At 62.2% G+C, this 12,139-nt stretch carries 18 protein-coding genes and 1 pseudogene; 13 read left to right on the top strand and 6 right to left on the bottom strand.

Annotation, left to right across the window (positions count from 1 at the left end; all coding sequences use genetic code 11):
• Positions 1-94 precede the first annotated feature (94 nt).
• The 6 genes from MU449_RS05925 to MU449_RS05900 form a co-directional block, all read right to left on the bottom strand.
• On the bottom strand, positions 95-436 hold the full coding sequence (locus MU449_RS05925; protein WP_244737075.1) for a hypothetical protein: 342 nt from the start codon (positions 434-436) through the stop codon (positions 95-97).
• Entirely contained in the window at positions 436-711 is a 276-nt protein-coding gene (locus tag MU449_RS05920) for a DUF2312 domain-containing protein (RefSeq protein ID WP_280517714.1), read from the bottom strand. Before MU449_RS05920 ends, MU449_RS05925 begins: the two co-directional genes overlap by 1 nt.
• Before the next feature lie 95 nt (positions 712-806).
• A complete protein-coding gene (locus MU449_RS05915) occupies positions 807-1,040 on the bottom strand; it encodes a hypothetical protein (protein WP_244737074.1) in 234 nt (77 codons plus the stop codon).
• Positions 1,037-1,330 carry a hypothetical protein gene (locus MU449_RS05910; RefSeq protein WP_244737073.1) on the bottom strand — a complete coding sequence of 98 codons (294 nt, stop codon included), beginning with the start codon at positions 1,328-1,330 and terminating at the stop codon, positions 1,037-1,039. Before MU449_RS05910 ends, MU449_RS05915 begins: the two co-directional genes overlap by 4 nt.
• A 2-nt stretch (positions 1,331-1,332) precedes the next feature.
• Positions 1,333-1,560 carry a hypothetical protein gene (locus MU449_RS05905; protein WP_244737072.1) on the bottom strand — a complete coding sequence of 76 codons (228 nt, stop codon included), beginning with the start codon at positions 1,558-1,560 and terminating at the stop codon, positions 1,333-1,335.
• A gap of 388 nt (positions 1,561-1,948) precedes the next feature.
• Positions 1,949-2,236, bottom strand: coding sequence for a hypothetical protein (locus MU449_RS05900; protein ID WP_244737071.1), 288 nt, complete (start codon positions 2,234-2,236; stop codon positions 1,949-1,951).
• 486 nt (positions 2,237-2,722) lie between these two features.
• Between MU449_RS05900 and MU449_RS05895 the strand changes: the two genes are divergently transcribed.
• The 13 genes and pseudogenes from MU449_RS05895 (at position 2,723) to MU449_RS05835 (ending at position 12,132) form a co-directional block, all read left to right on the top strand.
• Positions 2,723-3,142, top strand: a complete 420-nt coding sequence (locus tag MU449_RS05895) for a hypothetical protein (RefSeq protein ID WP_244737070.1) — start codon at positions 2,723-2,725, stop codon at positions 3,140-3,142.
• Positions 3,139-3,387, top strand: a complete 249-nt coding sequence (locus MU449_RS05890) for a hypothetical protein (protein ID WP_244737069.1) — start codon at positions 3,139-3,141, stop codon at positions 3,385-3,387. The genes MU449_RS05895 and MU449_RS05890 overlap by 4 nt, the downstream gene beginning before the upstream one ends.
• Positions 3,384-4,004: a hypothetical protein gene (locus tag MU449_RS05885; protein WP_244737068.1), complete on the top strand. Its 621-nt coding sequence runs from the start codon at positions 3,384-3,386 to the stop codon at positions 4,002-4,004. The genes MU449_RS05890 and MU449_RS05885 overlap by 4 nt, the downstream gene beginning before the upstream one ends.
• Entirely contained in the window at positions 4,001-4,201 is a 201-nt protein-coding gene (locus MU449_RS05880) for a hypothetical protein (protein ID WP_244737067.1), read from the top strand. The genes MU449_RS05885 and MU449_RS05880 overlap by 4 nt, the downstream gene beginning before the upstream one ends.
• Positions 4,202-4,216: 15 nt before the next feature.
• Positions 4,217-4,828, top strand: a complete 612-nt coding sequence (locus MU449_RS05875; RefSeq protein WP_244737066.1) for a hypothetical protein — start codon at positions 4,217-4,219, stop codon at positions 4,826-4,828.
• On the top strand, positions 4,825-5,691 hold the full coding sequence (locus MU449_RS05870; protein ID WP_244737065.1) for a hypothetical protein: 867 nt from the start codon (positions 4,825-4,827) through the stop codon (positions 5,689-5,691). The genes MU449_RS05875 and MU449_RS05870 overlap by 4 nt, the downstream gene beginning before the upstream one ends.
• A gap of 124 nt (positions 5,692-5,815) precedes the next feature.
• On the top strand, positions 5,816-6,655 hold the full coding sequence (locus MU449_RS05865) for an alpha/beta fold hydrolase (protein ID WP_244737064.1): 840 nt from the start codon (positions 5,816-5,818) through the stop codon (positions 6,653-6,655).
• A 527-nt stretch (positions 6,656-7,182) separates the two neighbouring features.
• Positions 7,183-7,578, top strand: coding sequence for an HNH endonuclease (locus MU449_RS05860; RefSeq protein ID WP_244737063.1), 396 nt, complete (start codon positions 7,183-7,185; stop codon positions 7,576-7,578).
• Between the two features lie 122 nt (positions 7,579-7,700).
• Positions 7,701-8,138, top strand: coding sequence for a P27 family phage terminase small subunit (locus MU449_RS05855; RefSeq protein ID WP_244737062.1), 438 nt, complete (start codon positions 7,701-7,703; stop codon positions 8,136-8,138).
• Positions 8,125-9,792, top strand: coding sequence for a terminase large subunit (locus tag MU449_RS05850; protein WP_244737061.1), 1,668 nt, complete (start codon positions 8,125-8,127; stop codon positions 9,790-9,792). Before MU449_RS05855 ends, MU449_RS05850 begins: the two co-directional genes overlap by 14 nt.
• Positions 9,789-11,081: pseudogene (locus tag MU449_RS05845) on the top strand (phage portal protein). The gene MU449_RS05850 and the pseudogene MU449_RS05845 overlap by 4 nt, the downstream one beginning before the upstream one ends.
• Positions 11,078-11,230, top strand: a complete 153-nt coding sequence (locus tag MU449_RS05840) for a phage portal protein (protein ID WP_244737060.1) — start codon at positions 11,078-11,080, stop codon at positions 11,228-11,230. Before MU449_RS05845 ends, MU449_RS05840 begins: the two are co-directional and overlap by 4 nt.
• The gene (locus MU449_RS05835) at positions 11,227-12,132 is read left to right on the top strand and encodes a S49 family peptidase (protein ID WP_244737059.1); all 906 of its coding nucleotides are present in this window, start codon (positions 11,227-11,229) and stop codon (positions 12,130-12,132) included. Before MU449_RS05840 ends, MU449_RS05835 begins: the two co-directional genes overlap by 4 nt.
• The last annotated feature ends 7 nt before the right edge of the window (positions 12,133-12,139 follow it).

Raw genomic sequence — 12,139 nt, 5'->3', positions numbered from 1 at the left:
ATTGGCAGATCCCGCAGCGTCGTTGCAGACACCCCGAGGTAGTGCGCCGCCTGCGGCGCGGGCATAAGGCGGGGTGCGAAGTCCAGTGTAACGCTCACTCGGGGATCTCCCCATACAGCTCAATCAGGGCCTCGCGCCGCACGTCCGAGAACTGGGGCCAACCGTCCAGGCGGTCGCAGATGAGAGCTAGCAGCACGTCGCGCGGGTGGGCAAACTTCACAGGGAAATCGACCGGGAACGGCTGCGCCATTTCACCGCCACGTCGCGCGTTTTCCTCGGCCATACGGAAGGCCCATGCCGCATTCAGATTGGCGACGGCAGACGTAGGCCCCTCGCCCCGGATGCAGGTGCCGTTTGACAGCCAGATTTGCGTGACATGCTGATCGGCCAACGGGGCAGTCTGCTGGCGTTCGATGAGCAAGTGTGTGTCGGCCATCACTGCATCCCCAATGCGGCTTTATACATGTCCATGATCGCCTCTTCTTCGGCGATCTCGTCGGGCTTGCGGCGGCGCAGGGCGATGACCTTCTTCATCACCTTGGTGTCGTAGCCCCGGCCTTTTGCCTCGGCCATCAGCTCCTTCTGCTGCTCGTTCACGTCCCTCTTTTCGGACTCCAGCTGCTCGAAGCGTTCGATGAATTGGCGCAGTTCGTCGGCGGCGATCCCGTATGCCTGATCGGCCACGGCGCGGTCGGCTTCCGTCTCGCGCATGGGGGTGCGTCCCTTGCGGGCGGCGGCTTCCATGTCGGACACCTTGCCGGGGCGGTTCGGTTCATCCTCGGGCGGGAACATCGTGCTACCGTCCATCAGGCGAATTCCTCCATCAGATCACGGGCTTCGTTTTCGTGCCCTACCTCGGCCTGCAGGCGGCGGGTCCAGCCTTCGACGGCGCAGATGCTGCGCACGACCTTCACCGTCAGCGACAGCGCCTCTGCCACCTCGGCCATGGTGCAGTCCCATTTGCGCGCATTGCAGTGGCACCAGATTTCATAGGCGCGGGCCTTCTGGCGGATTGCGGGGGTGATCTTGCGGCTGGTCATTGCACACGCACATTCGGCGCGACTTCTTGGACATCGGCACCGATCAAGGCGACGTGATCCATGGCGATGACGAAGCCTGAGAATGCAATCCAGCCCGTCAGACCGAGCATGTTCACATGATCTGCAAGATCGACGGTCGCCTTCTGAGCCGTCTTTACAGCGTCATCCTTCGATTGCGGGTCGGAGATGAATACCGTGTCGGCCTCGTCTGAGTTCTTCCAACGGATGTGCAGGAAGGCTTGGAATTGCGACCGGGTCAGGTGGGTCGGGGTTATGCGCTCGGGCTGCATCTTCACATCCCCCGATAGCGGTCGGCCTGCTCCAGCGTAGCGGGGACGCCACGGGTCAGGCCGATGTAGGTGATGTGGATGACGGCAAGCGCGAGAAACGAGGCGCCTGCGAAGACGGTTAGGTAGTAGGCGAAATTGGGCAGGCTGCGGACGATCCGCTCGCGCCAGATGCGGCGGGCGTTGATCGAGGCCTGTGGGGTGCGCAAAGCGCTGTCTGTGACGTGGAACACGGGTTGCCTCCATCGGGTTCGATGGCTGCAAGGTAGCGAAATACGCTACATGGTCAACAATTAATGTAGCGACATTCGATACGAACTATTTTCCGCGCCTGATATGTAAGCGCTCTGCCGCTAGTCTCCCCGAGAACCACAAGCTGAAGCGTCCTTGGTAGGTGCGGTGTCGGTCGTCCAAACGCCTTATTTCAATGAAGAAAGTGGTTCGACGTCATGACAATTTTCTTCGGCGTTCCAAAAAAATCTATAATTCTAAAGCGAAGCCGTTATATGGTGGACGTGAACTTATAGAGAACAAGACGCGAGGGGGGCTGGGTGACCTACGACGACCAAGGTGCACGTGCCAAATTTGAAAGTTTGACCTTGGACGGCCAAGTGCTCGTTCTCAATTTGGTGGATCGGCTTTTGGCAGGCGGTCAATCAGCGCAAACACCATCTCCCGATCGCTGTCCGATAGAAGACGTATCTTTGATGCGTAATCATCGACCGGATTAGTTACAGGTGCCTGAATTCCACTAGCTTTAGCAAGTGCTTCGGCTTCGGCCAGCGTTACTTTGCGCCCTACGGTCATCTTCTGCACCTTGGAGCGGTCGTAGTTCCCCAGACCTGCTCGCGTGAGGATGGCGGCAGCTTCGGGGTAAGACCATCCAGAGCGGTCAAGAACTTCGCGCACCCAAGCATTCATTGGTGAGACCGGAGGGTTCGCATATGAAGGTTTTTTCGCCATACGCATAAGGTAGCGATTATCCCTACTTATGTCGGTCGCTATAATCGCGACATCAGTGTTGCCAGATGTATCGTTTATCGCTACATGAGAGCTATGGAACCTGCATCTTCGATCATTGAAACGCTCGGCGGCCCAACGCGGCTCGCAAAGATCCTTGGGATTCACCGCACTCGAGTGTCCAATTGGAAGCGTTCTCGAGAGAGCGGTGGCACTAACGGCATGATCCCCATGAGGCATGTGCCCAAGATCATCGCTGCGGGTGCGAGTGTAGGTGTTAGCCTTACCGGCAATGATTTCCTCCCGCCTACAGGCGGGGCGTCTTGAAATTGTCTTCATGCAACTCGCCCCTCCAACTCGCAGATTTCAAAAAACGAAATGCGCAGTGTCGATATGTCGCACCGCCCCCACCCCCACAAGAAAACGAGGTTTCTCATGCCTGATGAGCGCAAGATCCTGACGGCCTTCATGTCAAAGCTCATCGCGCAATGCGGGGGATATGACGCAGCGGTCGCCATTCTGGAGGCGCGGTGGGATCACCCCGTTTCGAAGGGCACCTTGTCGAAAAAGAAGTCCGGCATTCTGGACTGGACGGTCACGGACGTGATCGCGTTGCAAGAAGCGGTAGGCAAGCGACCCGTGTTCGACTGGCTCAATTCGCTGGACGATGACCCGGAGGTGCTGGCCTGTCACATCGCGGGCGCGGCTGACCTGTCCCGAGAATACGGCGATGCGATGAGCGCCGTGCTGTCCGCCCGCACCCCGGATGACAAGGCAAAAGCCATCAAGGAACTGCACGATGTGCGGGGCGCAGCTGACCGGCTGATCGGCACGATGGAGGCGATGCGCAAATGATGACCGATTACCGCCGCGATCCGTCCGAATGGCTCGCTGCCGTCCAGGCGCTGGACAGCCACGCATCCCGTCTGCCGGACGGAGCCGCGCGGGTCACCGCGTTTCACCAGAACCTGCGCCTGACCGATCAGCCCGACACTTACATCACCCGTGAATTGGTGGTGCGGGACGGGGTGATCGTCATGCGCGTTGCGCCGGGGCCGGTCACTGCCGCGTTTCTGGCGGAATTGGAGGCGATCGCATGAATGCCCCCGCGTTCCGCCTTGCCGCGTCGGATGAGGATCTGTTCGATTATCCGCTGTCGGCGGATGATCGGCTCGACAGCCACCATTTCATCGCCTTCAACTATCGCGAATATCAGGGCAGCGACTTCCGCCAGCTGGCGACGCCGGACGTGCGGGGGATCGCGCTTGATCTGATTTGTGAGGCGCAGGACCAAACGCCGGTGGGGACACTTCCGACCGACGAACGCATCCTCGCCAGCCTCGTAAAAGTCTCGCTCGACGTGTGGCGAGATTTGAGCGCGCGACAGGTCGGCCCGCTGTCGGAATGGGTTCGGTGTCGTTGTGATGACGGGCGCATCCGGCTTTACAATCCCAGCCTTCTGAAGGTGACACTAAAGGCCGTCACGCGGCGGGATCAGGCGCTGGAGAACCTCGCCTCCGATCGCGAGCGCAAGCGGTTGGGCGATCTGCCCGCGAAGATCCTGCGCGCCGGTGGCACCGAGCGCATGGCGCAGGATCAGGCATTCGTCATGCAGGTCGACCAGTTCCTCCTCGATCACTACCCGAACAAGAACCGCACGGTGACTGTCATGCGGACCGCGCTGGAGCATCTGTCCATGCGTCGGGGGGTGACATGAAAACCTTCCAAGTTTCTTCCGCCGGAAAGAATGGGAATGAACCGGAAAGAAACCGGAAGGTTTCGGAATATTCCGCGCTGTTTTTCGCCTCGGTTTCTTCCGGACTGAGAGGAGAAAAGAAGAAATCAGATGAAACGAGACTTAACCGTTTCGCGGGCCGACCGGCGGGTGCGCCTGTGGATAAGTGGGCAGGCTGAGAAAGGGGAATGGCGATGACGGCAGGACACCACGACGATGCCCCAGAGGGACGGCAGGCGGTGCGGGTGCACTTTGTGGAGCGGTTGCGCGATGCGGGGATCCAGAAGCCGAAGGGAATGGCGGCAGGCGCGTTCGATCAGATGCTCGATCGGCAGGTGGAGTGGCTAGCCTACATGCACACCGAGAACCTGCGGACGTTGGCCGAACAAGTGCTGGACAATGCGAGCGGGCCAAAGCGCGATCAGTGCCCGTCCGAGTTGGTGATCCGGCAAATGGCTCGTGGGCTGCAGGAGCGTCCGGTACAAGCAAACCGGATCATGACCAGCTGGCTCGCGTCGATCGAGGGGCCGTCCGCGCAAATGGCGGGGCATCTGGTCGAGCTTTACCGCTACCTCCGCCAGAACGGGCGTCCGCCGGGGCCGTTCGACAAGATCAAGATCAACGAGGCCGCGCGCAACAACAGCGGGACGCTGGCCCGTTTCCGCGAGCGGATGGAGCATGGCACGGCCACCGAAGAGGAACGCCGGTGGGTCGTGGCCTATGCCGCCGATCAGCGCGAGGCGAATGACATTGTGCGGGCGGGTGCGGAACGCCGGTTCGCTAAGCAGGAAGGAATGACGGCATGACGACAGTGGCAGCGGAAATCGCGGGCATCCGCGCGTGGGGTGATCAGCAGAGCCTTGAAGCTTTGGCCGCGCGGGTCTGGCGGGATGCGTGGGATGACGCGGTGGCCTTGGTCGGGCGCACCGCCGATCGGCTGGTCCAGCGGGACCGGGATCGCGCTGATCGGGTGGGCCGTGTTCGGCGGGCCGGTCAGTCCGAGGCGCGGGCGCGGCACTTCCGCCTGACCCACGCCACGCCCCCGAAGGCGATGGCGGCGGCTCCGGTTGCTCCGGCGCGGGGTGCGATGCGGCTGACCGATGCGATGCACGTGGCCGAAGATTTGCGCCTGGACGGCAAGGGCGCGTGGCATGTGGATGCCGTGGTTGGCGGGCAGCGGTGGGAGGCGCAATGCCAGCTGCAGGTGATGAACGAACAGGCGCGGCGGGCGCATGTGAAAAAGCACGGGCGGGACGTGCCGTTCGTGCCGCCTTTCACGCCGGGGCAGGTGCAGATGGGGCAGCGGTATGCGACCCTGACCGAACGCCACGCGGCGGGCGGGATGAAGTGTATGGCGATCGGGCCGACCACGGGCGGCGGCAAGGGCGGCGAGTTCATGGACGTGTTTCTGGCGGAGGGGCGCGAGTTGGACATGATCCACCGGCGGATCGGCGCGGGTCAGGCGATGGCGGTGCGGCGGGTTCGGCCTTCGGCGCGGGGCACCCGGCTTGGGATCACCGATCGGCGGTTGGTGGATATGGTCTGCCTTGGCGGTATGGACGTGACGGCGGTGCTGGAGCGGCATGGGTGGGCAACCTTCAGCAAGCCACGTGAGGCCCTTCGTGCCGCCCTAGCCGCCGCTCTGGAACGGATGCAGGGCATTTCGTAAAAAGGGGATTGACGCTTAACTCCGCCGTCGGCATAAGCGAAGACATCATCCATCATTGCGCCCGCAGGTTTCCGCCTCGCGGGCTTTTTGCTGCTTAGACGGAACATGGTTATGCAGGTCAGTGTTGATCCGGCAATATGTCACCGGAGGAACTACATTGTCCGTAAAGCTTAACATCAACGAATACGGCCCTGAAAATGGGCGCCCTGTTGTGCTTATCCATGGTTGGCCTCTCTCGGGCGAGTCCTGGGAAAAGCAGATCCCTGCGCTTGAGGGTGCAGGCTTTCGCGTCATCGCATATGATCGCCGGGGCTTCGGTCAGTCGGAAAAGCCGTCGTCGGGGTATGACTACGACACATTGGCCAGCGATCTGTCAGAACTCCTTGAGGCGCGAAATCTGCGAGATGTGACGTTGGTCGGCTTTTCCATGGGAGGCGGCGAAGTTGCTCGCTATATGTCACGATATGGGCGGGACCGTATCCATAGCGTCGTGTTCGCCTCTGCTGTGCCTCCCTACATGCTGAAAACCGATGACAATCCCGATGGCCCGCTGACAAAAGAAAAGGCTGACGAGATGGAGAGCAATCTCCGCTCGGATCGCAACGCCTTTTTCGATCAGTTCACGACCGAATTTTTCAGCGTTGGATCGTCCCTGAAGGTGGATCAGGAGGATCGCCAAAAAGCTATCGAACTGTGCCGCCAGTCGGACCAGACCGCCGCGCTGGAATGCATGAAGGCCTTTGGCACTACCGATTTTCGTGGTGATCTGCCTACTGTGATTGTTCCGACACTGGTCCTGCATGGTGCCGGGGATGGAACTGTGCCTTTCGAGGGATCGGGAAAGCGCACTCACGCTGCTATTCCCGGCAGCGAACTGGTTGTGATCCCCGATGCTCCACACGGGTGCAATGTCAGCCATCCCGAGGAATTCAACACGGCGCTGTTGGAGTTCCTGCGCCGCTGACCAAAGTACTATTCAATTAAAAGCCCGCAGGTTCGCGCCTCGCGGGCTTTTTCGTATCCTATAGGCGGCGTGGTGGTCCAGAAGTTCGTAGATGTGCTGGCTCTCCGGGATCTACGCTGGTGATGATTATATCCACTTCATAGCCTTGGCATTCCAAAGTTGTTCTGCCGTTGTCCATTCCTGCAGCGAGTGCATCGTCGCTGGTGAACGTGCCATCACCTGTTTTCAAATGCCCCTCGAAATAGAAGCGTATGTTGGCCGTGCCGATATACGCCTTTCCACTTGTCGATTTTACCGTCGCAGCGCCGTTCAAAGCTCGTAACATTCAATTCCTCATTTCTTAAGCGGCGATTGAAGCAGCGTGACTGGGTCACGCAAGGATTCTTTTATGATCAAGTTCGTGGTCCTTTGGATTGGACGATATCCTGTAGGGATCGCGGCTCTTCGCGATAAAGCAGGATGGTTCACGGTGACATACGTATGTAGACCTCATTGGTTGGTTCGTCTTGCGTACTGGCTGAGCCGCCGTGCGTAAGCTGTGCTGCGAGCCGGGATGCGATGATCTGGCTGAACCGGCCCGCAATCGTTGCTCCGAACATCTCGCCCCATGGCTTGCAAAACAGGCGGGGCGCAAGGCAGCGGCCAAATCAGGGGCAGCGGCGCGGGCCGGTGCCGAGTTTTACCGGACCGAACGCTGGCGCGCGGGCCGTCTTTCCTTCCTCGCCCGTCACCCGCTCTGCGCCGATTGCGGCTCGCTGGGGCAAGTGGTGGCGGCGACGGAGGTCGATCACATCACGCCCCATCGCGGGGATGCGCGGCTGATGTGGGATCGGCGGAACTGGCAGGGGCTGTGCAAGCCTTGCCACTCCCGCAAGACGGCCCGCGAGGTGTGGCACGGCGCAGGGCGCGACGGGGCGGATTGATCCGACCCACCCCACCGGGGGGTGCCGAAAAAATGCCCCGATCCCGCCCCCACCGGCGCACTTACCTACGCACACACGCGCGGGGATTTAGGAAAAAAAGCCCATTGTGAAAGGGGATCGAGATGAGAGGAGCCAAGCCAAACCTCGGCAACGTCATTTCGATGAAGGAAGATATTGCGGATGCAGTGCCGAACGCGCCGGAGTGGATGAGCGAAGACGGGCGCGCGACTTGGCGCGAGCTGGCCCCGGTCATGATCCGCAAGAAACGCCTCGAGCCGCATCACCACCACCCGTTCGCCGTCTACTGCGAGGCGGTGTCGGACGTCATCCGGTTCACCGGCGATCTCGCGGCCTTCGGGCATTACTACGAAGTGAAGACCCGCAATGGTTTGCAGCAGAAGAAGCGCGCGGTCTGGGGTCTTCGGCAGGACGCGATCTCGGTCATGAATCAATTAGCGGCGCGCTTTGGCATGACGCCGGTGGACGAGGCGCGATTGTCGGTCGGGGCGCAGGGCGACTTCTTCAAGGACATGATGGACGCGCTGAATGCACCCGATTGATCACCCGGTTTCCCGCTACGCCCTTGACGTGATCGAGGGGCGCATCATCGCGGGCGATCTGGTGACCAAGGCCTGTCTGCGCCATCTGACCGATCTGGAAACGGGGCGCGATCGCGGGCTTTACTTCGACGTGCAGGCAGCAACTCGGATCACGCGCTTTGCCAAAATGATCTGCCACACCACGGGGCCAATGGCAGGCAAGCCGCTGGCGCTTGAGCCATGGCAGGTGTTCCGGCATGGCTCGGTCTTTGGCTGGAAGCGCGAAGCGACGGGCCTGCGCCGGTTCAAATCGACCTACCATCAGGTGGCCAAGAAGAACGGCAAGACCACCGATACCGCAGTGCCTATGCTTTTTACGCAGTTGTTCGATGGCGAGGCCGCGCCGCAGGGCTATTGTGCCGCGACCACCCGCGAACAGGCGGGGCTTCTGTTTAATGAAATCAAGCGGATGATCCGCGCCTCGCCTGCCCTGTCGGCGATGATGCGGCCCTGGCGGGCGCAGATCGATACGCCGCCCACCTCGGGCTACATCAAGTCGCTGTCGCGCGATGGCGGCACCTCGGATGGCATCAACCCGCACTTTGCAGCACGGGACGAGGTCCACCGCTGGACTGATCGCGAATTGGCCGAGGTGGTCACCAACTCGATGATCGCGCGCGCGCAGCCGATCGATTGGGCCATTACCACGGCGGGGGCGGACCGCAACACGATCTGCGGCGAACTCCGCGAATATACCGAGCGTGTCGTGAACGGCGCGGTGCAGGATGACAGCTTCTTCGGTTATGTCGCCGAGCCGCCGCAGGATGCGGATCCCGCTGATCCGGTGGCGTGGAAGATGGGCAATCCGAACCTTGGGGTGGCCTTCACCGAGGAATCCTTCCGTGAAATCCTGACCGGCGCGCAAGCCATCCAAGGCCGAATGCCGAACTTCCGTCGCCTGCATCTCAACCTTTGGACAGAGGGCGAGCAGACATGGATCGGGCGGGACAGCTGGGATCGCGGTGATGCTGAGTTTGATGTGCGAATGCTTTACGGCAAGCGCGCGTGGGCGGCGCTTGATATGTCGCGCACCACGGATATGACCTCGATCGTGGTGGCGGTCCCGCATGAGGGGCAGATCTACCTGATCACCTATTCCTTCCTGCCTGCGGGCGAGAAGGGGTTCATCGCGCGGGCGCAGCGGGAGAACCGCGATTACGTTGCGTGGCGGGATGCGGGCTGGCTCGAGGTCCACAACGGCAAGGGCGGGTCGATGGAGTTCGACAAGCTGATCAAGCGGCTCGAGCTGATCCGCTCCAAGTTCGATCTGCAGGAGCTGGCCTTCGACCGCTGGGGCATGCGGGACATGCGCCGCGAATTGGAGCGCCGCAAGTTCCCGCTGGTCGAACATGGGCAGGGGGCGGTCAGCATGTCCAGCCCGATGAAAACCTTCGAGCAGCTGGTGATCGAAACCCGCATTCGCCACAGCGGCAACCCCGTCCTCGCATGGGCGGTCGGCAACGTCATGGTGGACATGGACAAGGCCGAGAACATCAGCCCGAACAAAAAGAAGTCGAAAGGCCGGATTGATCCGGCGGTCGCGGCCATCATGGCGGTGGGCCGCGCGGTGGCCGGGGAACGCAAACGCCGCGCGCGGGAAATCGAGGTGCTATGAGCTTGCTCAGTCGGATCATGGGGCGCGGGCCGACCGCGTCCGACGTGCCCCGCGCCGAACCGGTTCTGACCGCCAGCGCCGTGGCCGAAGATGTCAGCGGCACCCGCCACCCGGCAGGTTGGATGAAAGAAATCGGCTGGGGCGGGCTTGGCGGCGTCAGTCGGGTCAAGACGCTGGAACGCGTCACTCCCACGGCGGCGCAGCGCCACGCGACGGTCTATTCCTGCTGCAACGTCATCGCGGGCGATCTGTCCAAGGTGACGCTGAAACTCTACCAGCGGCAGGGCGACGGCTTGGAGCAGCGGGTGCGGGATCACCCCGCCGCCTATCTTCTGAACGTGGAATCCTCCCCCGGCGTTCCGGCGATCGTGACCCGTTACATGATGGTCTATGCCTTTGCGCTGCGGGGCGTGTCCTTCGCCTATGCCCCGCGCGACGGAGCGGGCGAACTGGAGCTGATCGAAACGATCGCGCAGAACGGCGTGTCGGTTCTGCGCAACGGGCGGGCGCGGTTCTATGACTTCCGCGACGGAAGCGACACGATCCGCCGCGCCCCCGGACGGTCCATGGTCCATATGCGCTACAACGCGGAGGACGGCTGGACGGGCCGGTCGCCGATTGAGGTGGCATTTGAAAGCATGGGTCTGGCGATGGCGGGGCAGGAAGCCGCCGCACGCGCGGCCTCTGGCACGACGATGCGGGCCTATATCCAGATGTAAGATCTCTACGAGAACGACGAGGAGTTCTCCCGCGCCCAGAAGCGGGTGGCGAACTCGCTCCGCAATCCCGAGGTGGAAGGCTTCCCGATCGTCGGGGTCAACGACAAGATCACCGCCCTGGACATCAAGGCGTCCGATATTGAACTGCTGGCCAGCCGCCGCGTCGATCGCGAACAAATCGCCTCCATGTGGCGCGTTCCGCCGTCGAAGCTGCAAATCCTCGAACACGGGGTGAAAGCCAATGCGGAACAGGCGGCGATCGACTACCTGACTGACTGTCTGCTGCATTGGGGCAAACAGGTGGAGGATCAGCTGGCGCTGTCGATCCTGACCGAAGAGGAACGGCGGTCGGGGTTCTTCCTGCGCCATGACTTCGACACGCTGCTGCGCCCGACGACGAAGGAACGCTACGAATCGCTGCAGAAGGCGGTAGGCGGTCCGTTCATGACCCCGAACGAGGCGCGGCGGATCGACGGTCTGGCCCCGCGTCCCGAGGGCAATCAGCTGAACCCCGCCCCGAACATGACCCGCGAAGACGGCGGGCCGAAACCGAAGGAGGACAAAGAATGATGCGTTATCCAGTCCCATTTCCGATCCCGAACGCGGTCTCGGACGCCGATATCTTGGCGCTTCAGGTTCGGAAAATTGCCGTTGAAGATGTCGCGCGCGTGTTTGGCGTGTCCCCAAAGGAAGTCGGCATTCCCATGGTGAAGGAATGACCCGGCCCCTGATCGCCAGCCTGCTCGGCTCGGCCCCGGTCGCCATGGCGATGGATTACGCCCATGCCCATCTCTCCGCCGAACTGCCGGGAGGCTTTGAGGCGGCGCAGCGCGGGGGCGCGATGACCGCCGCCGTGGAACGGTTCACCGTGCAGCGCGGCGTGGCGGTGGTGCCGGTGCGGGGGTTGCTGACGTTCAACAACCCGATGCTCGAGCGGTATCTCGGTTGGACCACCTATGTTGGGCTGATCGAGACGATGACCGACCTCGCCCGCAACCCGGACGTGGCTAGCGTGGTCTTGGAAGGCGACAGCCCCGGTGGGTTCGTCACCGGCCTTGACGCGGCGGCGCAGGCGGTTGCGGAGTGCGCGGCGGTGAAGCCGGTGCATGGGTTGGTGTCGCCGCTGGCGGCATCCGGGGGCTACTGGCTGTTGAGCCAGGCCACCGACATCTCCATGACCCCCGGCAGCGTGGTCGGCTCGATCGGGATCGTGGTGAACGCATCGGCCCCGATGCAACCGGACAGCGAGGGGGATCAAACCTTCGTTCTGACCTCGACCCATGCCCGCGCCAAGCGGCCCGATCCGACCACCGATCTCGGGCGGGCGGAATTGCAGCGCTCGCTGGATGAGGCGGAGGCGCAGTTCCACGCCGTGGTGGCGGCGGGGCGCGGCATCCCCATTGAGGATCTGGCGGCCCGGTTGAGCGTCACCGATGATCCGCGCGACGGGGGCGCAACCTTTGCCCCGGCGGATGCGATCGCCCGCGGATTGGCCGACCAAGCCGAAACCCGCGCCGCCTTCTACGATCGGGTCTTTGGCACCTATGCGTCGAAGCCCCGCACCACCGCCTCGCGGGGCTATGCAGCCCGCGCGGCGGCTGCCCTCGCGGCCACCCTTTAACCCGTCA

The sequence above is a fragment of the Falsirhodobacter halotolerans genome (assembly GCF_022899245.1).
GTDB lineage: Bacteria > Pseudomonadota > Alphaproteobacteria > Rhodobacterales > Rhodobacteraceae > Falsirhodobacter > Falsirhodobacter halotolerans.
Note: the sequence above shows the minus strand (reverse complement) of the source record. Positions and strands in the feature narration are given on the sequence as shown.